A 19,065-nucleotide genomic window follows, 5' to 3' on the forward strand; every position below is an offset into this window, starting at 1 on the left:
AAAACTCTTTTTTATTTGCTGCAACGCGGCTATGAACGCGCGTCCTTAACATTGGAGACATGAAATGGGCTATCGCGTCGTAGTCGTCGGCGCCACGGGTAACGTGGGCCGCGAAATGCTGAACATTCTGGCTGAACGCCAGTTCCCCGTCGATGAACTTGCTGTTCTGGCAAGCCGTCGTTCGCTGGGCACCGAAGTAAGCTTTGGCGACACGACACTCACGACCAAGGATCTGGATACGTTCGATTTCACCGGTTGGGACATGGCGCTGTTTGCCGTAGGGTCCGAGGCGACCAAGGTCTACGCCCCCAAGGCGGCCAAAGCCGGCTGCGTGGTGATCGATAACTCGTCGCTCTATCGTTATGACCCGGACATTCCGCTGATCGTGCCGGAATGTAACCCGCAGGCGATCCACGACTACAAAAACAAGAACATCATCGCCAACCCCAACTGCTCGACCGCGCAGATGGTTGTCGCGCTGAAGCCGCTGCATGACCGCGCCAAGATTAAGCGCGTTGTCGTGTCGACCTATCAGTCGGTGTCTGGTGCCGGGAAAGAAGGCATGGACGAGCTGTGGGATCAGACCAAGGCGATCTATAATCCCACTACGGACGTGCCACCAAACAAGTTCCAGAAGCAGATCGCCTTCAACGTCATTCCCCAGATCGACGTCTTCATGGAAGACGGCTCGACCAAGGAAGAGTGGAAGATGGTGGTCGAGACCAAAAAGATCGTCGACTCGTCGATCAAGGTCACAGCCACCTGCGTCCGCGTTCCAGTCTTTGTTGGCCACTCTGAGGCCGTGAACATCGAATTCGAAGAGTTCCTGGACGAAGACGAAGCCCGCGATATCCTGCGCGAAGCACCGGGCATCATGGTAATCGACAAGCGCGAGGCCGGTGGCTACGTCTCGCCGATCGAATGCGCAGGCGATTTTGCCACGTTCATCAGCCGTATCCGCCAGGACTCGACCGTTGAAAATGGTATCAACCTGTGGTGCGTCTCGGACAACCTGCGCAAAGGTGCAGCGCTGAATGCAGTGCAGATTGCGGAACTTCTGGGCCGTGAGGTTCTGAAGAAGGGCTGACACTATTCCATAGAATTTTGCTCCACCAACCCCGTCACATTGTAGGCGGGGTTTTTTTAGAGCTTTTTTGAGTTGCTTAGGCGCCGGAAACAATGCGCTGTGTTGCCCGCGTTCGGTCGACGAAAAGCCCAATTGATGCCGCATTGTGGAACTATTCTTAAGAAAACGCTAAGAAAGTACTGATTTTGGATGCATTAAATTCATTTCTTGAGGGTGTTCTTAGCGCACCGATCGATCTAAACGTGCGGTATTCAATCTTTTACATCAGCTGCTCTGTGATCATCGCATACTTCATCTGGCGGTACCGTGGAAGCCCGGGCAAATTTTCAAAGTGGCTTGTCCCCAAATACGTCTATTCGCATCGGTCTAACCTGCTTGATGTTAAGCTATTTTTTGCCAGCAGGGCGTTTGCCGCGTTTGGAATTTTTGGGGCGTTGTTTTTTCCAACAACTGTGGCCTATGCCCTGCTTAACTTGCTCGGCGGTGACGAATATGAGCCTGCTCAGTCGGGTTGGGCACAAGCTGTTGTGGCTACCCTAATAATTGTTGCCTCGAGCGATTTCTGTAAATACTGGGCACACCGCGCCCACCATGAGATGAAATTTCTATGGCCATTCCACGCAGTACATCACTCGGCGGATGTCCTTACGCCGCTTACCGTTCAGCGGGTACACCCCATTGAGCCTTTGCTTCGGAATTTTCTGATTTCAATTGTTGTGGGTGTCGTTCAGGGATTGTGCCTTTATGTTTTTCTTGGTGATATCAATATACTGACGATCGGTGGTGCCAATGCGCTGTACTTCCTGTTCAACGCATTGAGTGCAAATTTTCGACACAGTCATATCTGGATTAGCTATGGCCGCGTAATCGAGCATATTCTGATTTCACCGGCACAACATCAAATCCACCATTCAGTTGCTACCAAGCATCACGACAAAAACTATGGCTCTATGTTCGCACTGTGGGACTGGATGTTTGGCACGCTATACATCCCATCGGAGCAAGAAAAACTTACATTCGGTGTATCGGATGGAGCCGGAAAGCCGATCGATCAGCCTTACCCCTCGCTGACCGCAGCACTCATTCTTCCATTTAAAGAGAGTTGGGATGCGATCGAGGGGCGGATTGGTACATCCGCGGGCATGACGCAAACGGTCGCGCCAAACACAGAATCGATACAACCTGGCTTTTCCCTATGGCTGGACTTTCTGCGTGCGAGCGCTGCGTTTACTGTTTTGGTTGGCCATATGGCGCACATTCGATTCACCCGTGGGGACTATTATTTCTTGCGTGATTGGAACGTTGCCAGCGATGCTGTTGCAGTGTTCTTCGTTCTGTCTGGCGTCGTGATCGCCTATGCGGCAGGTCGGGATCAGACACTTGGACGATATGCATTCAACCGTATCTCTAGGATATATTCAGTGCTCGTCCCAGCGCTTTTCCTGACCATTATATTTGACGCAATCGGTACACGGGTCGACATGACAGCATATCCAGATTTGTACTATTCATCTCTGCCGGTGGGCGAATTTTTTTGGCGGGGTTTGACTATCACTAACCTTTGGACCGGCATTTCCGATTGGGTCCGGTTGGGCACAAACGGACCAATATGGTCGCTGAGTTACGAAGTTGGGTTTTACCTACTGTTTGGCAGCATCGTCTTCCTTAAAGGCCCATTACGCATTGTCATCGTTGCTTTGATTGCCCTACTGGTTGGAATACCAGTGTTGGCAATGTTCCCAGCCTGGTTGATAGGTGTTTTGGTTTGGAAAAAGACTCCAGATACACATTCGAGCTATGCGCGAATTAAAGCATGGTTTGTGGCCATTGGCAGCATCCTAATCTTGGTTGCATTGAAGATGACCGGTGTACCCGAGACTTTAGAGAACATCACGATTCAGGCTATTAAACATCACAACCATGACGCAGTACTTGTCTACTCCGATGAAGTACTTTGGAACACAGCTATTGCAATCTGTATTGCAATGCACCTGCACGGTGTCCGAGTGCTTACCGCAGACCTGCCGATGCGGAACAAAAGCCTCACCTCTCGCAGCATACGTTGGATAGCTGGGGGCAGCTTTTCGCTCTACCTTGTGCATTACCCAACACTGCATCTTCTCGACGCTGTTTTGCCGGAAGATCTGTTAGGATATGATCTCTGGTTGCTTGGTCTTACTCTGGCGATCTGTTTCGGATTTGCCGCCCTTTTTGAGCGGCCATTGAAGCAATACAGGGCAATTCTGAGAAACGCATGGAACAGGATTTCAGACGCTTCCAAATCTCAGCTCAAGGTCGCACAACGGTCTCCTCAATCCGCCGAAAACCGGTAATGTCAACTTGTTGCAAAGTAGAGTTTCGCAAACAGTCTACCCCTGCCCCTCGACCAATGCCTTGAGATTTGTCAGACCGCGCTCGTAATCTCCGCCGACCCATTTATCCATCATCAGGCCCATCCAGCGTGACATGGGGTTCATGCCTAGATCGGATTCGAACCCCCAAGTCACTTGAGTCTGATCACCCTCGGGCGTTAAATCGAAGGAGGCCGATGCGGACCCCATCGGACCGAAATCAATCGCCGTTTTGACGGTTTGATCCGGAACGCTTTCGACGATTTCCTGTGACCCAGTACCAACCTGAGGGTGTTCAGATGCCCAATTCAAGGTGTTGCCGACACCTGCCTCAGGGCCGCTGTAGGACAGCTGGGTTTCGGGATCGCGCGTCAACCAAGGTGACCATTTTTCAGTTTCCTGCATCGAATTCACGTAAGGAAAGATCGCGCTGGCGGGTGCATTGATCATGATGCTGCGGGACAGTTCGGCCTTGCCCGGCAAAAGGTAAGACACACCAACCAGAACCAGAATAAGAACAAGCAGAGTGATGAAAATACGTTTTATGAATCGCATGACGCGCTCCTGATCGAAAGAGTGTTGTTTCGATCATAGCAAAAAATGTCGCGAAATCAGAGACCTGATCCGCGCCATTCGAAAACTCTCAGATGTCAGACCGTTTAGACAACCACGAATTTCTTCTCGGCCGGGTCATAGCATTGCAGGCCACCTTCACCGATGTCGGTCCACAGCCCATGCAAGCTCAGCGAGCCGTCATCTACTGCAGAGGAAACGAAGGGAAAGGTCATCAGGTTCTCCAGCGATGCCACGACTGCCTGCCGTTCAAACTGCCGTGCCTGATCGACGCTGTCTTCAACATCGGCAACCAATTCATATTTCGGTTTCAGGATGTCCATCCAGCGGCCAACAAAGCTTTCTTTCGCCTCCAGTTGCGGGGCTTTTCCCTTGCACATGTCGATGCAGCCCTGAACACCTCCGCATTGCGAGTGGCCTAGAACGATCAGGTGCGCGACTTTCAGTGCCGTGACCGCATATTCGATTGCCGCACTGGTACCGTGGTGATCGCCATCAGGGGCGTAAGGCGGCACAAGGTTTGCGATATTGCGGTGAATAAAGAACTCGCCCTGATCGGCACCGAAGATCGATGTCACATGAACCCGGCTGTCACAGCACGAAATCACCATCGCACGCGGGCGCTGCCCTTCAGTGGCCAGGCGGCGATACCAGACCTGGTTCTCCGAATAGGTGGTGGCTTTCCATCCGTGGTACCGCTTGACCAGATAGGTCGGCAGAGGTTTGGCTAAGTCCATTCTCATGTCCCCGTTCTTTTGTCTGTCGGCTGCTGTAACCTGAATTCGCAGAAAATTCGACCCATTTTCCAGCATCGACGCAAGGTTTTGCAAAGGATTCTACCGCCAATGTCCAACTATGCCGTGGGGGCGTAGAGAATTGGGGTAGATGTGGTGGATAAAATTGTCACGCTTGAACAAAAGGAAACCGTTCGGCTGGATACGGACCGCTTGAACGGGCTGTATCGCCAATTGGGCGACAAGAACGCATTGGATGTATTGTGCCGTACGGTCGAGGAATTGGCCGTGCGCCTGTCAAACTGCGAGCGATTTTGGCGTCAGCGCGACTGGGCTTCGCTGCGCAAATGCGCCCGGTCATTGGTGGCCATAGCCGAACAGATTGGCATGACCGCGCTGGCCCGAGTCGCCGGTGATGTGGCGCAATCTGTGGATGCCGGGGATGCGGTCGCGACGGGTGCCACCCTGTCGCGCCTGATCCGTGTAGGTGAGAAACGCTGACCGTGATCTGGGATCAGCAGGATCTTTCCCTCTGACGGGGCTTGCGGACGGATCGTGGGCGGCTAGGCTGGGCGCAATTCGAACCAGCCGAGATACCCATGATCCTGTCCTTCGCTTCGCCGTCCGAACCCTCTGTTCCGCTGCATGTCATTTCGCAACCCGATCTCGACAATTGGCTGCAAGACCAGCCAAGCCACATCGCATCGTGGGTCGAGGCCAATGGATTCACCGGGGCCATGGGACAGGCACTGCTGATCCCGCAATCAGATGGTGCGCCTGAAATGGCCTTGGCGGGTTACGGAAACAGCAGCAAGCGCGCGCGCAAACGGTTCCCGTTGGCAGCGGCGGCCGAAGCCTTGCGGAAGGGAACCTATCACATCGCATCAGGTGTGCCCGCTGATGCGATAAGCAACGAGTGCCTTGGTTGGCTGCTCACAGGATATGCCTTTAACCGTTACACCAATCAATCACCCGCCAAGGCGCGACTCGTTGCACCCGAGGGTGTTGATGCCGTGCGAATTGAGGCGCTGGTCAGAGCCGAGGCGCTGACCCGCGATTTGGTCAACACACCGGCCTCGGACATGGGACCGGATCAGTTGCAGGCCGCAGCCGAGGATTTGGCGCAGGAATTCGGCGCGTCCTGTTTGGTAATCAAAGGCGACGACCTGTTGGATCAAAATTTCCCGCTGATTCACACTGTCGGACGCGCCGCCGCGCAAGCTCCGCGCTTGATCGAGATGACATGGGGCAACACCGGGCCCAAACTGACCCTTGTCGGCAAGGGTGTGTGCTTTGACACCGGCGGGCTGAATCTGAAACCAGGGAATTCGATGTCCTTGATGAAAAAGGACATGGGCGGCGCGGCCAATGTGCTGGGTCTGGCGCGGATGATCATGGCACTAAAGCTGCCTGTACAACTGCGGGTGCTGATCCCGGCGGTCGAGAACTCGGTCGCGGGGAACGCCTTCCGTCCGGGGGATATCCTGACCTCGCGCAAGGGTCTGACGATTGAGATCAACAACACCGACGCCGAAGGGCGGCTGGTTCTGGCCGACGCATTGGCTCTGGCGGATGAGGGTGAACCTGACCTGATCATCTCGATGGCGACGCTGACCGGTGCCGCACGCGTAGCAGTTGGCCCCGATCTGGCGCCCTTTTACACCGATGACGATGGCGCGGCAGACGCGCTGGCCAACTCTGGTCGGCAATCGGCCGACCCTGTCTGGCGGATGCCTTTCCATGAACCCTATGAGGCGATGATCGAACCCGGCATTGCTGATTTGGACAATGCTCCATCAGGTGGGTTCGCAGGCTCGATCACCGCGGCCTTGTTCCTGCGCCGCTTTGTGGGTGACAGCCGCTATATGCACTTCGACATCTATTCCTGGCAGCCCAGCAAGGCCCCCGGACGCAGCAAAGGCGGTCTGGGCCAAGGGCCGCGTGCCTTGCTGACCGCCCTGCCCGAGATTCTGAACCTATGACCCGCCTGCGCGTCGTAAATCCGGTTGTTGATTTGTTGCGCAGCCCGAATGGCCCTAGGGACCGGCAGCTGTTGTTTGGCGACCCGGTAGATGTTGTTGACAAAACCGATGGATGGAGCCGGATCACCTCGGACAAGGACGGCTATCCCGGTTGGGTCAGGTCCGATCAGTTGGGACCTGAGGCGCAACAGACCCACTGGGTCACCGCGCCCGCGACACATGCCTATAAACAGCCCGACATGAAAAGCCAGGACCGCGTATCGCTGAGTTTCGGCAGCAAATTATGCGTGCTGTCGGAACAGAATAGGTTTCTGGAAACAGAACTGGGGTTCATTCCGGCGATTCACGCCAAACTCAGCGCAACTCACCTGACCGATCCCGTAGCGGTGGCCGAGCTGTTTCTGGGCACACCCTATCTTTGGGGGGGAAACAGTCGCTTCGGTATTGATTGTTCCGGGTTGGTTCAGGCCGGTTTGCTGGCCTGCGGCATACCCTGCCCCGGTGATAGCAGCGATCAGGAACGCGAACTGGGTATGGCGCTGCCTGCCGGGACTGAACCAAAGCGCGGGGATCTGTTGTTCTGGAAAGGCCACGTGGCATGGGTCTATGGCGAGAACATGCTGCTTCATGCCAACGCCTACCACATGGACGTGACGTTCGAGCCGATGGATCAAGCAATCACACGGATTCTGGAGCAGGGCGACGGGTCTGTAACAGCCCACAAAAGGCTCTAATCAAGGTCAACCGACCGGATCAGCTTGCGTTCCAACACGCGCAGCACGGTGCGCAGGTCATGGCCTCGCTTCAAGATACGCCCGTCCATTCCGATCACCGAATACATCCCCTGTTTGGACCGCAGACGAGGGTGTTTTTCGACCCGGTAGATCGGATGCTCTGCCGTACGTCTGAAAATGGAAAAAACCGCCATATCGCGCAGGTTGGAAATGCCATAGTCACGCCATTCTCCGGCGGCGACCATCTTGCCATAGACAGACAGTATATGTGACATCTCGCGCCGGTCGAACGCGACGGGCATCTGGGCCGAGTTTGCAGAAAACCGGCTGGGAGGCTGCATGTTCATACCCTCAGCCTTGCCGGAAAACGCATTTGAATCAAGTCCGGTGCCAACAGGTGTGGTAATTTTGAATCGTTTCGTCCTACCGCCGCCCAACTTGCCGACAGATCAGAATCACCGGCAAAAGCCCAACTGCCAGGATCACAAGCGAGGGAACCGCTGCCCCCTCCAACCGTTCGTCCGAGGCCAGACGATAGGCCTGGACCGCAAGCGTATCAAAGTTGAATGGGCGCATGATCAAGGTCGCGGGCAGCTCTTTCATCACGTCCACAAACACGATCAGCAAGGCCGTCAGCAACGAGGGTGTCAGGATTGGCAAATGCACACGGCGCAAGGTGCCCAGCGGCGATTGGCCCAAAGACCGGGACGCAGCATCCATATTGGCGTGCACTGTACTCTGCCCGCCTTCATACGCGCTGAGCGCTGCCGCAAGAAATCGCACCATATAAGCCGCCACCAGCAACCAGATCGAACCCGTCACCAGCAGACCAGTCGAGACGTCGAACGTTTGGCGCATCCACGAATCCAGCGCGTTGTCGAATCTGGCGAAGGGTACCATCAGGCCAACAGCGATCACGCCGCCGGGCACCGCATAGCCCAACCGCGCCAGATAGCCTGTGGTCGATGATCCCCGACCCGGACGAAGTCGCTGAAAGAACCCAACACAGATAGCGGCGCAGACCGTAACCACGGCGGCCACTCCGGCAAGTGTCAGCGAGTTTTGAATGAACCCGATATATCGCCGAGACAGCAGGTTTTGTTCAGAGGTCAGACCCATCTGGATCAGGATGAAGACCGGCAGCAAAAAACCCAGCACCACTGGAATAGCGCACAAGGTTATGGCTGCTGCGGATTGCCAGCCCTTAAGCTGCGCCGAGGGCAGCGGGGCATGGCTTTTGCCTGCCTGATAGTACTTTGCCTTGCCGCGCTGCGTCCGCTCGGCCACAGCCATGACCAGCGCAAAGCCCAGCAGGCACAAAGCCAACTGCGCCGCACCCGCCCGGTCGCCGATCGAGAACCAGCTTGTGTAGATGCCCGTGGCAAAGGTCTGAACGCCAAAATAGGCGACGGTTCCAAAATCGGCGATGGTTTCCATGATGGCCAGCAGGACACCACCGGCAATGGCCGGGCGGGCCATCGGCAAAGACACGTGCCAGAATGCCAACCACGGGCTTTTGCCCAGCGCACGAGCGGCCAAAAAAGCGGTGGCACTTTGCTGCAGAAACGCGGCCCGCGCCAGCAAATAGACATAAGGGTAGAGCACTAGGATCAGCATCACCGCCGCGCCCTCGGTCGAGCGGATTTCCGGGAACCAATAATCGCGCGGCCCCCAACCCGTCACGTCGCGCAGTGTGGTCTGCACGATACCGGGGTGATCCAGAATAAACGTATAGGCATAAGCCAGAACATAGGCCGGAAAAGCCAACGGCAGGACCAGTGCAATTTCCAGAAAGCGCACACCGGGAAAGCGTGTCATCGTCACCAGCCACGCCGCGCCAACCCCGATAGAGAACGTGCCGATAGCCACCAGAACGACAAGGATCACGGTTGTCAGTGCATACCCGGGTAGAACCGTCTCGAACAGATGCGAGACCGTTTCCGTACCCCCCGTCACCGCCGCCAGAACAACCGCAACCATCGGCAGAAGACAAGCCGCTGCTACCATACAGGCCACAGTGGCCACCATCCGGGTGCCCAGCGCGCCACGATTGCGTTTCCCGTGTTCTGAATAGTCGATTTCGGCCATGGACCTAGATTGTAACTGGCGTTGGCTATTGATCAGCCTTTAATCGACCAAAATGCTAAGAAACACCAGTGCAGGAAAAACAAATCTGCGGCACATACTGCCGCAGACATGGCTCGGGGTTATTCGTAAACGCGCTGATCCTCGATCACCAACCCGTCCTTCGGCAGTGATCCGGGGGTTACGACCTCGATTGCGCCTTTCAGTTTCAGCACTTCGACCACAGATTTGGCATAGGCCATATCGTCGCCTCCCACACTTTCGATCTGGACGGTCATCGTGTCCATCTCTCCCTGACGCGCGGCGATGACCCGGGCTTTGACGATTTCCTCGTGCTTATCGACCAATGCTGCCACCTGTTCAGGGCGCACAAACATACCCTTGATCTTGGTGGTCTGATCTGCGCGACCCATCCAGCCTTTAATACGCAGATTGGTCCGCCCACAGGGCGACACGCCCGGCATGATCGCGGACAGATCACCCGTGGCAAAGCGGATCAGCGGGTAATCAGGGTTCAGAGAGGTCACCACAACCTCACCCACCTCACCCGGCTCTACTGGTGTTCCGGTGCCGGGGGTGACAACCTCGATAAGGACAAGTTCGTCAATGATCATCCCTTCCATGGCGGCGCTCTCGTAGGCGATGTTGCCAAGATCGGCCGTGGCATAGCATTGCAGGCAGGAAATACCCCGATCAGCATAGCCCTGACGCAAAGATGGGAACAGCGCGCCGCCGCCTACAACAGCCTTTGAGAAGTTCAGGGCCACGCCCATCTCATCTGCTTTGTCCAGAATGACCTTCAGATAGTCCGGCGTGCCCGCATAAGACGTGCAGCCCACATCGCGTGCCGCGGTCACCTGCAATTCGGTCTGACCGGTACCCGCTGGCAGCACAGCGGCCCCTACCGCGCGCGCGCCACTCTCAAAAATCATACCAGCTGGCGTGAGGTGATAGCCGAAACAGTTTTGCACGATATCTCCGGGTCCGACGCCGGCGGCGTTCAGGAAACGCCCCATGCGCCACCAATCATGATCCGTACTGCCAGGTTCATATATTGGACCGGGCGACTGAAACACATGATGGAAGTGCCGCGCCGGCTTGACGGTGAATCCGCCAAATGGCGGGCGGGACGCCTGCGCCGCTGCCAAGTCCGATTTCCGTAGCACAGGCAATTTGACCAGATCGTCGACCGAGGTCACCGAGTTGGTATCCGCATCGGCCAGATGCGCGGCAAAGCCCGGAGCGGACAGGGCGCGGTTAATCTGAGTACGCAGCGCCTGTGCCTGATCGGCGGAGCGTTCATCGGCTGATCGGGTTTCGAGAGCGTCGTAGTAGGTCATCGCCAGATCCTCCATTCGCTTACAACCACCTCTTGCGGCGGCGGTAAGACCGCACGTCACGGAAGCTTTTGCGGCCTTCGTCGGACATGCCCAGATAAAATTCTTTCACGTCCGGATTTTCACGCAGATCGGCGGCGGGGCCGTCCATCACCACACGCCCGGATTCCAGAATATAGCCGTAATGCGCAAACCTTAGAGCCACATTGGTGTTCTGTTCTGCCAGCAAAAAGGACACGCCTTCTTTTTCGTTCAGGTCCTTCACGATGCCGAAAATCTCTTCGACCAACTGCGGCGCAAGACCCATCGAGGGTTCGTCCAGGAGGATCGTCTCGGGCCGTGACATCAAAGCTCGGCCCATTGCAACCATCTGTTGCTCACCACCCGAAGTGTAGCCTGCCTGCGACCGGCGGCGTTCTTTCAGACGGGGAAAATATGTGTAGACCAGTTCAAGGTCCTTCTGGATGGCGGCCTTGCCATCCTTGCGGGTATAGGCGCCCGTCAGCAAGTTTTCCTCGACCGTCAGGTGTTCGAAACAATGGCGGCCTTCCATCACTTGGATGACGCCTTTTTCCACCAGATCGGCAGGGTCGCTTTCGTGAACGCTGGTCCCGCGATATTCGATCGTTCCCTTGGTGACTTCACCCCGCTCGGAATGCAAAAGGTTCGACACCGCCTTGAGCGTCGTCGTTTTTCCTGCGCCGTTACCGCCCAGCAGGGCCGTGATACCGCCCTTGGGCACAGTCAGGCTGACGCCTTTCAGAACGAGGATCACGTGATTGTAGATCACCTCGATATTGTTGACCTCAAGCAGGGTTTCCGACTTGGTGTCAGTGTTTTGTGCCGTATCCAGCATCTGCGCATGTCCTTAAGCGAGTGTGGGGTTCGGGACGGCGGTCTGCCGCCGCCCCGGTTTGTTCAAAGCGCTATATTAGCAACGCCCTTCAATGTTGTTTTCTGCTGCATAGGCTGCAGAATCTTCATCGATCAGCGCGCCGATCACTTCACCATCGGTCTGCTTGAAGTCCGAGATCAGCGTCCAGGTCTTGTTCGCTGCATCCCACTGCGTCACACCCACAAGGGCGTCACCGCCATGGTTTTCGCATGAAACCGAGAAGGTCGGACCAAAGTTCGCCAAGCCCAGTTCGGCCATCTTCTCTTCGGTCATCTCCAACGCTTCCATGCCAGCGCGCATCTCGGCCGGAGTTATTTCCGCATTGCCCGAGATTTCCTGGGCTTTCTTGATGGCTTCAGCAGCAAGGACGGCGGCATAAAGACCACGGTTGTACAGAACCGTACCAACCTGATCGCCCGCACCAGCCGCCTTGCCTGCGTCGACCACGTGTGTCTGCAAGTCGTCAAAGACCGGGAAGTCCGTGCCTACGTTGTGGAAGGTCAGCGCCTTGTAGCCGTTGGCGGCTTCGCCCGCTGGCAGCACATCGTTTTCAGAACCGGACCACCAGATACCGATGAAGTTTTCCATCGGGAACCGGATGTTTGCAGCCTCTTGTACCGCAACCTGGTTCATAACCCCCCAGCCCCACATCAGGACATAGTCAGGACGATCACGGCGGATTTGCAGCCACTGCGACTTCTGCTCCTGACCCGGGTGATCGACTGGCAGGGCGACCAGTTCAAAGCCGTGCTTTTTTGACAGCTCTTCCAGCGTACGGATCGGTTCCTTACCATAGGCCGAGTTGTGGTAGACCAGCGCGATTTTCTTGCCGCTAAGGTCACCACCGTTTTCCTCAAGCAGGTAATTGACCGCGCCCGAGGCCCCGTCCCAATAGTTGGCCGGATAGTTGAAGGTATGGCTGAATACGTCACCATTCTTGGCCGAGGTCCGGCCATAACCCATCGTGTGCAGCGGAATGTCGTCTGCGGTGACTTTTGGGATCAGCTGATAGGTGATGCCTGTCGACAGCGGTTGATACACCAAAGCGCCTTCGCCCTTGGTGGCTTCATAGCATTCCACACCTTTTTCGGTGTTGTAGCCGGTTTCGCATTCGACCATCCGGATCGGAACACCGCCGATGCCGCCATCGCGCTCGTTCAGCAGGGTGAAATAGTCGTTATAGCCATCCGAGAACGGAATGCCGCCAGCGGCGTAAGGCCCGGTACGATAGCTCAGATCGGGGATCACAAGATCCGCCAGAGCGGGTCCTGCAGCCATCAGGGCGCTTAGCGCCGCGGTTGCCAGTTTCAATTTCATCGGGTGTCTCCTCCCTTGGTTAGTCCGATGTTGCATTCAGGCTTGTTCCGCCCGTTTTTTCATTGGGCCAATCCCTTAGTGTGGGAACGGCCATAGTCTGAGTTTCTCTTTCGCCACACGCCACAGCTGCGCCAGCCCGTGCGGTTCCAGGATCAGGAACATGATGATCAGCGCGCCGACGATCACCAGCTGCAGATGTGCCACGATATCCGTGGGCCAGCCCAGAACGTCGACGCCCACCACTTTCAGGACCACCGGCAGCAAAACAAGGAAAGCTGCACCGGCGAACGATCCGAAAATAGACCCTAACCCGCCGATAATGATCATGAACAAGACCAGGAACGATTTCTGGATGCCAAAGACTTCGCCAACCTCGACCGCGCCGAGATAGACCGCGAAGAACAGCGCGCCCGCTATACCGATGAAGAACGAGCTGACGGCAAAGGCGCTCATCTTTGCCTTTAGCGGGTTCACCCCGATGATCTCGGCCGCGATGTCCATGTCACGGATCGCCATCCATGTCCGGCCAATCGTGCCGCGCGTCAGATTGCGTGCGATCAGGGCACTGACAGCCAGGAAGATCAGGCAGAACAGATAGGTGGCCCAGGCAGGGGCATTCGGACCGGTGATGATGATGCCAATCACATCCCGTTCCGGCGCGTTGATCTGACCCGATGCCGAATAGTTGTAGAACCACGGCACCCGGTTAAAGAGCCACACAAGGAAGAACTGCGCCGCCAGCGTGGCCACCGCCAGATAAAACCCCTTGATCCGCAGGCTTGGCAGGCCGAACAGCACACCGACAATGGCCGTTATACCGCCAGCCAGAATGACATGGATGAACATGCTGACATCCGGGAATGAGGTCATCAGCTTGTAGCAGGCATAGGCACCCACAGCCATGAAGCCACCGGTACCCAAGGATACCTGCCCGCAATACCCCACAAGGATGTTCAACCCGATCGCCGCAATGGCATAAATCAAAAAGGGCAACAGCAGCGCATTGGCCCAGTAGTCATTGATGACGAACGGGATGATCCCAAACGCCACCGCCAAAACCACATAATACCGATACCGGTCGAACTTGATCGGAAAGGTCTGGCTGTCATCTGTGTAGGAGGTTTTGAAATCCCCGGCCTCACGATAAAACATGTCTTACTTTCCCCATTCTTCCTGCGCCCGGTTGCGGGCCTCGGCGTCCAGCTGCCTGGAGCCTTTTGCATATCCGCTCGCCTCTGAGGCGCGCACAAGTTTCATGTAGGCCAGGATGCCCATGGCGAGCCCGGCAAAAGCCAGAATTGCTGCAATCACCAACTGGCCTTCGGTCAAATCATCCGAAGTGAGCGCGATGTAGCCAAAAGCCCAGAACCCGGCCCATGCGATCACGTTGATGATGGCGATCAGCTTGGTCATGCCGCTAGACCCTCTCGATGATCTTCTCACCGAACAGACCTTGCGGCCTGAACACGAGGAAGATCAGCGCCAGAACATAAGCAAACCAGTTTTCGGTTGCACCGCCCACCAACGGGCCAATGGCAAACTCGAACAGTTTCTCACCGACACCGATGATCAAACCACCGACAATAGCGCCGGGGATTGAGGTGAACCCGCCCAACATCAGCACCGGCAGCGCCTTGAGCGCGATCAGCGACAGTGAGAACTGCACGCCCGACTTGGTGCCCCACATGATGCCCGCAACCAGCGCGACAAAACCCGCAACCGACCACACCATAATCCAGATGAAGTTCAGCGAGATGCCGACCGACAGAGCCGCCTGGTGGTCATCCGCCACGGCGCGCATCGCCCGGCCCTGCTTGGTGTATTGGCTGAACGCGACCAGTGCGGTCACCAGCAGCGCGGCTATCACCGTCGCCACAAGGTCCAGATTGTCGATAAAGAAGCCGTAGCCAAAAATGTTGAACGTGGTCTCATCGATCCACAGGTTGATACCCTGCGGCAGGCCGACATCCAATGTCTTGATCTCGGATCCCCACATCAGGTCAGCCACGCCCTCAAGGAAATAGGCCAGGCCGATGGTCGCCATGAACAGGATGATTGGCTCTTGCCCGACCAGATGCCGCATCACAAAGCGCTGCACCGCCCAGGCCAGCAGAACCATGACACCCATCGTCAGGATAATCGCCACAAACGCAGGTACATTCCATCCGAACTTGTGGATATGGGTCCCGAAAGTCGCGTTGATCAAGTGGGCAAACGGGACCTGCCCGTTCATGATCCCGACTAGCGTCATGGCGGCAAACAGGGCCATAACCCCTTGAGCATAGTTGAAGATTCCGGACGCTTTGTAGATCAATACAAAGCCCAGCGCGACCAGAGCGTACAGCACACCGGCCATAAGACCGTTGAGGAAAACCTCCATCGCGAAAATCAGCTGATCAGGCATGTGTGCCCCCTCTAATGTCTGTCAGTTGCTCAGTCATGGCTCACCCCCAGATAGGCGTCGATGACTTCCTGATTGCTGCGCACCTCGTCCGGGGTACCGTCGCCGATCTTTTTGCCGTAATCCATCACGACCACGCGGTCGCTCAGGTCCATCACTACGCCCATGTCATGCTCGATCAGGGCGATGGTGGTGCCGAACTCGTCATTCACGTCGAGGATAAAGCGGCTCATGTCCTCTTTTTCTTCAACGTTCATGCCGGCCATTGGTTCGTCCAGCAGCAGCAGCTTAGGCTCGGCCGCCAAAGCGCGGGCTAACTCGACCCGCTTTTTCAACCCGTAAGGCAGGCGGGAAACCGGCGTCTTGCGGATGTGCTGAATTTCGAGAAAGTCGATGATTTTCTCGACCGCTTCGCGGTTTTCAACCTCTTCCGCCTCAGCCTTTCCCTTCCACATGGCCTGCTGAAAGAGGTTGGTTTTCATATAGTTCAGCCGCCCGGTCATGACGTTGTCCAGCACGCTCATGCCTTCGAAAAGGGCAATGTTCTGGAACGTCCTAGCAATACCTTGCCGCGCAACTTCATAAGGGCGCATCTGCGGACGCTTGGCACCATGGAACCAGACCTCGCCCTCCTGCGGGATATAGAACCCTGAAATCACGTTCAGCATCGAGGATTTACCGGCGCCGTTCGGACCGATGATCGCGCGGATCTCGCCTTCACGAATGTCGAACGAGATATCCTTGATCGCCACCACACCGCCAAAACGCAGGGTGATGTTCTTCATCTCCATCACCACGCCGCCGATCTTGCGGCCGTCTTCGGTGACATATCCTTCGGAATTATCCAGCATCAGTCACTCCCTGACTTGCGCAATAACGGGACGGCGGGCGGGGCGATGACTACAGGTCAAGCGGGCATGACCGGCCCTCATTCCGCCGCCACCTTGTGCTGCGCAACCGGCACGACCGGTGCATCGATAATCTCAAGCGTTGCGCTGATCGAACCCTTTCGCCCGTCCTCATAAGTCACTTCGGTCGTGGTCGAGACCTGCTTGGACCCGTCATAAAGCGCATCGATGATGTCACTGAACTTGTCCTCGACAAATCCGCGTCGCACCTTCCGCGTACGGGTCATCTCACCGTCATCCGCGTCCAGTTCTTTGTGCAGAACCACAAAGCGATGCACCTGACAGCCCGACAACATCTCATCAGCGGCTACAGACTTGTTCACCTCTTCGACATGGCTACGAATCGTCTCTAACACACGGGGATTCGCTGTCAGCTCCTGATAGGATGCATAGGCCACGTTGTTGCGCTCAGCCCAGTTCCCAACAGCCGTCAGGTCGATGTTGATAAAGGCCACGCAGCGGTCCTTGCCGTTTCCGAACAAAACAACCTCAAGGATATCGGGATAGAATTTCAGCTTGTTCTCGACGTATTTCGGCGCAAACATCGACCCATCGGCCATCTTGCCCACATCCTTTGCGCGATCGATGATCCGCAGATGCCCCGAACTTTCCTCGATGAACCCCGCATCCCCAGTAGCCACCCAGCCTTCGGCATCTTTGGTCGAGGCCGTGGAATCCGGGTTGTTGTAATACTCAACGAACACACCGGGTGAGCGGTAGTGGATCTCACCCTTGTCGTCGATCTTCAGTTCGACATCCGGGGCAGGCACACCAACGGTGTCGGCGCGCACCTCACCATCCGGCTGAACGGTGATGAAAACCGTCGCTTCGGTCTGACCGTAAAGTTGCTTCAGGTTGATGCCGAGCGAGCGGTAGAAATCAAAAATCTCCGGCCCGATCGCCTCACCCGCCGTATAGCCAACGCGAAAGCGGCCATAACCCAGCGTATCTTTGAGCGGCCCGTAGACCAACATATTGCCCATCGCATATTTCATGCGGTCGCCAAAGCCGACAGGTTTACCGTCCAGCAACAGGCCGCCCACTTTCTTGGCGTGCGCCATGAAGTAGTGAAACATGCGCTGCTTCAGTTTACCTGCGTCCTCCATCCGGATCATCACATTGGTCAGCTGAGTCTCAAAAACCCGCGGCGGAGCGAAGAAATAAGTCGGCCCGATTTCGCGCAGATCGGTCATCATCGTGTCGGCGCTTTCGGGGCAGTTTACGCAAAAGCCGCACCAATAGGCCTGACCAATTGAAAAGATGAAATCGCCTACCCAAGCCATCGGCAGGTAAGACAGGATGTCTTCGTTCCGGTTCAAATGATCGAACTCAGCGGAGTTCTTGGCGCTTTCGATCACATTCCGGTTCGACAGCACCACGCCTTTGGGTTTGCCCGTGGTGCCCGACGTATACAACATGACGCAGGTGCCGTCGTAATCGATCTCAGCAATCCGGCGGTCCAGTTCCGCATCAAAACGCGCGTGACCGGCACTGCCCTCGGCCATCAGATCGTCCAATGCGTTCATCTGGCTGTGATCGTATTTCCGCATCCCGCGCTTATCGGTGTAGAGGATGTGTTTGACCTGATGCAGGTTCTCCTGAATCTCGATGACCTTGTCGACCTGCTCCTGATCACCACAGACGACGTATTTTGCGCCGCAATGATCCAGCACATAGGCCATCTCTTCGGCGACTGCGTCCTGATAAAGCGGTACCGGCACGGCACCCACCATCTGAGCCGCAACCATCGACCAGTAATGCGCCGGACGATTGCGCCCGATCACTGCGATGTGGTCGCCTTTTTCAACGCCAAGTTCCAGAAAGCCCAGGGCAATCGAACGGATTTCCCTGGCCGTTTCGGCCCAGGTCCAGCATTGCCAGATTCCGAATTCCTTTTCCCGGTAGGCCGGGGCGTCCCCGAACTGGGTCGCATTGCGGTGTAGCAGCGCCGGAAGAGAGTGCATCCCTTCAGCGCCCGACTGCGTCTGAGCCAATCTTTTTCTCCTCCCCATCCGACCCCTCCTCCGAGCCGGAAACGGCAGATCCGGGTATCACCCCGGACGCCAACGCCCCGATAAGGGACGCAGGAAAGATCAGCGTCAACTTTTTCCTGATGTTTTCTCAATTCTTACGAATTGTAACAAGCTATTCGATCTGGGCGTAGGAGCGCGGTCTGCCTCGCACGCTAAGGTTGAAGGTGGCGTGTTCGAAGGTGGTTTTTGTGAGACCCGTTTTTGATATTCCAAAAGAATAAATAAACGAATCCCGGCTAACACTAGGGCGGCCATCGGGCGTCGTAATCCTGCCATCAGGCGCAGCAATTACAACGGAAAGGCTCTCTTCAGTTTGGCCAGCTAAAAATGCAAGATAAACCTCACCGGGCTTAGCATCGTCAAAGTACATTTGCCGAACTTAGTAACAGCCATATGCGCCATCATCGAGTGTTTCGAACACAAGTTGGAATTCATTCGCAGGTTCATCCGAATTGATTGGATTAAACCATTCACCCCTTAAATTGTAGTTGGCATCGGGGCAATCGTCACGAGCTTGCGCCGCCGCGGCTATCCCTAGGATTGCTACTGAGCCAGCAATTGATAACCACTTCATTGAATCTCATACCTCTATGTTTATGCTCTTGCTGTCACACAACCCTGAGATGAA

The 19,065-nt window shown here is 56.0% G+C and carries 17 protein-coding genes and 1 pseudogene; 5 read left to right on the plus strand and 13 right to left on the minus strand.

Going from position 1 to position 19,065, the window contains the following annotated elements:
* The first annotated feature begins 64 nt into the window (after nt 1–64).
* Entirely contained in the window at nt 65–1,087 is a 1,023-nt protein-coding gene (locus DK510_RS21000; protein WP_109313758.1) for an aspartate-semialdehyde dehydrogenase, read from the plus strand.
* A gap of 275 nt (nt 1,088–1,362) precedes the next feature.
* The gene (locus tag DK510_RS21005) at nt 1,363–3,420 is read left to right on the plus strand and encodes a sterol desaturase family protein (RefSeq protein WP_160116589.1); all 2,058 of its coding nucleotides are present in this window, start codon (nt 1,363–1,365) and stop codon (nt 3,418–3,420) included.
* A gap of 36 nt (nt 3,421–3,456) precedes the next feature.
* On the opposite strand, the gene DK510_RS21010 is transcribed toward DK510_RS21005, so the two are convergent.
* Both DK510_RS21010 and DK510_RS21015 read right to left on the minus strand, forming a co-directional pair.
* A complete protein-coding gene (locus DK510_RS21010; protein ID WP_109313760.1) occupies nt 3,457–3,993 on the minus strand; it encodes an SRPBCC family protein in 537 nt (178 codons plus the stop codon).
* 104 nt (nt 3,994–4,097) lie between these two features.
* The gene (locus tag DK510_RS21015; protein WP_109313867.1) at nt 4,098–4,748 is read right to left on the minus strand and encodes a carbonic anhydrase; all 651 of its coding nucleotides are present in this window, start codon (nt 4,746–4,748) and stop codon (nt 4,098–4,100) included.
* Between the two features lie 138 nt (nt 4,749–4,886).
* Here DK510_RS21015 and DK510_RS21020 point away from each other — a divergent pair.
* The 3 genes and pseudogenes from DK510_RS21020 to DK510_RS21030 all read left to right on the plus strand — a co-directional run bounded on the left by DK510_RS21020 (nt 4,887) and on the right by DK510_RS21030 (nt 7,461).
* Nucleotides 4,887–5,281, plus strand: a pseudogene (locus tag DK510_RS21020) (hypothetical protein).
* Nucleotides 5,282–5,344: 63 nt separating this feature from the next.
* The gene (locus DK510_RS21025) at nt 5,345–6,727 is read left to right on the plus strand and encodes a M17 family metallopeptidase (protein WP_109313761.1); all 1,383 of its coding nucleotides are present in this window, start codon (nt 5,345–5,347) and stop codon (nt 6,725–6,727) included.
* Entirely contained in the window at nt 6,724–7,461 is a 738-nt protein-coding gene (locus DK510_RS21030) for a C40 family peptidase (protein ID WP_109313762.1), read from the plus strand. Before DK510_RS21025 ends, DK510_RS21030 begins: the two co-directional genes overlap by 4 nt.
* On the opposite strand, the gene DK510_RS21035 is transcribed toward DK510_RS21030, so the two are convergent.
* The 11 genes from DK510_RS21035 to DK510_RS22890 all read right to left on the minus strand — a co-directional run bounded on the left by DK510_RS21035 (nt 7,458) and on the right by DK510_RS22890 (nt 19,011).
* Nucleotides 7,458–7,808 (minus strand): DUF2794 domain-containing protein, encoded by a 351-nt coding sequence (locus DK510_RS21035; RefSeq protein WP_058275250.1) that lies wholly within the window; start codon nt 7,806–7,808, stop codon nt 7,458–7,460. The genes DK510_RS21030 and DK510_RS21035 overlap by 4 nt on opposite strands.
* Nucleotides 7,809–7,884: 76 nt before the next feature.
* Complete coding sequence (locus tag DK510_RS21040) at nt 7,885–9,549, minus strand: iron ABC transporter permease (protein ID WP_109313763.1); 1,665 nt, start codon at nt 9,547–9,549, stop codon at nt 7,885–7,887.
* 119 nt (nt 9,550–9,668) lie between these two features.
* Nucleotides 9,669–10,886 carry a phenylacetate--CoA ligase family protein gene (locus DK510_RS21045; RefSeq protein ID WP_109313868.1) on the minus strand — a complete coding sequence of 406 codons (1,218 nt, stop codon included), beginning with the start codon at nt 10,884–10,886 and terminating at the stop codon, nt 9,669–9,671.
* A gap of 19 nt (nt 10,887–10,905) precedes the next feature.
* Complete coding sequence (locus DK510_RS21050) at nt 10,906–11,739, minus strand: ABC transporter ATP-binding protein (RefSeq protein WP_109313764.1); 834 nt, start codon at nt 11,737–11,739, stop codon at nt 10,906–10,908.
* Nucleotides 11,740–11,814: 75 nt separating this feature from the next.
* The gene (locus DK510_RS21055; RefSeq protein ID WP_109313765.1) at nt 11,815–13,095 is read right to left on the minus strand and encodes an ABC transporter substrate-binding protein; all 1,281 of its coding nucleotides are present in this window, start codon (nt 13,093–13,095) and stop codon (nt 11,815–11,817) included.
* 75 nt (nt 13,096–13,170) lie between these two features.
* Nucleotides 13,171–14,247 (minus strand): branched-chain amino acid ABC transporter permease, encoded by a 1,077-nt coding sequence (locus tag DK510_RS21060; protein ID WP_109313766.1) that lies wholly within the window; start codon nt 14,245–14,247, stop codon nt 13,171–13,173.
* Nucleotides 14,248–14,250: 3 nt separating this feature from the next.
* The gene (locus DK510_RS21065; protein ID WP_058275086.1) at nt 14,251–14,508 is read right to left on the minus strand and encodes a hypothetical protein; all 258 of its coding nucleotides are present in this window, start codon (nt 14,506–14,508) and stop codon (nt 14,251–14,253) included.
* Nucleotides 14,509–14,512: 4 nt separating this feature from the next.
* Nucleotides 14,513–15,499 (minus strand): branched-chain amino acid ABC transporter permease, encoded by a 987-nt coding sequence (locus tag DK510_RS21070; RefSeq protein WP_058279216.1) that lies wholly within the window; start codon nt 15,497–15,499, stop codon nt 14,513–14,515.
* Nucleotides 15,500–15,528: 29 nt separating this feature from the next.
* Entirely contained in the window at nt 15,529–16,347 is an 819-nt protein-coding gene (locus DK510_RS21075) for an ABC transporter ATP-binding protein (RefSeq protein WP_058275088.1), read from the minus strand.
* 77 nt (nt 16,348–16,424) lie between these two features.
* A complete protein-coding gene (locus DK510_RS21080; protein ID WP_200833269.1) occupies nt 16,425–18,368 on the minus strand; it encodes an AMP-binding protein in 1,944 nt (647 codons plus the stop codon).
* A gap of 448 nt (nt 18,369–18,816) precedes the next feature.
* Nucleotides 18,817–19,011, minus strand: coding sequence for a hypothetical protein (locus DK510_RS22890; RefSeq protein WP_160116590.1), 195 nt, complete (start codon nt 19,009–19,011; stop codon nt 18,817–18,819).
* Between the last annotated feature and the right edge of the window lie 54 nt (nt 19,012–19,065).

The sequence above is a fragment of the Ruegeria sp. AU67 genome (assembly GCF_900312795.1).
Taxonomy (GTDB): Bacteria; Pseudomonadota; Alphaproteobacteria; order Rhodobacterales; family Rhodobacteraceae; genus Ruegeria; species Ruegeria atlantica.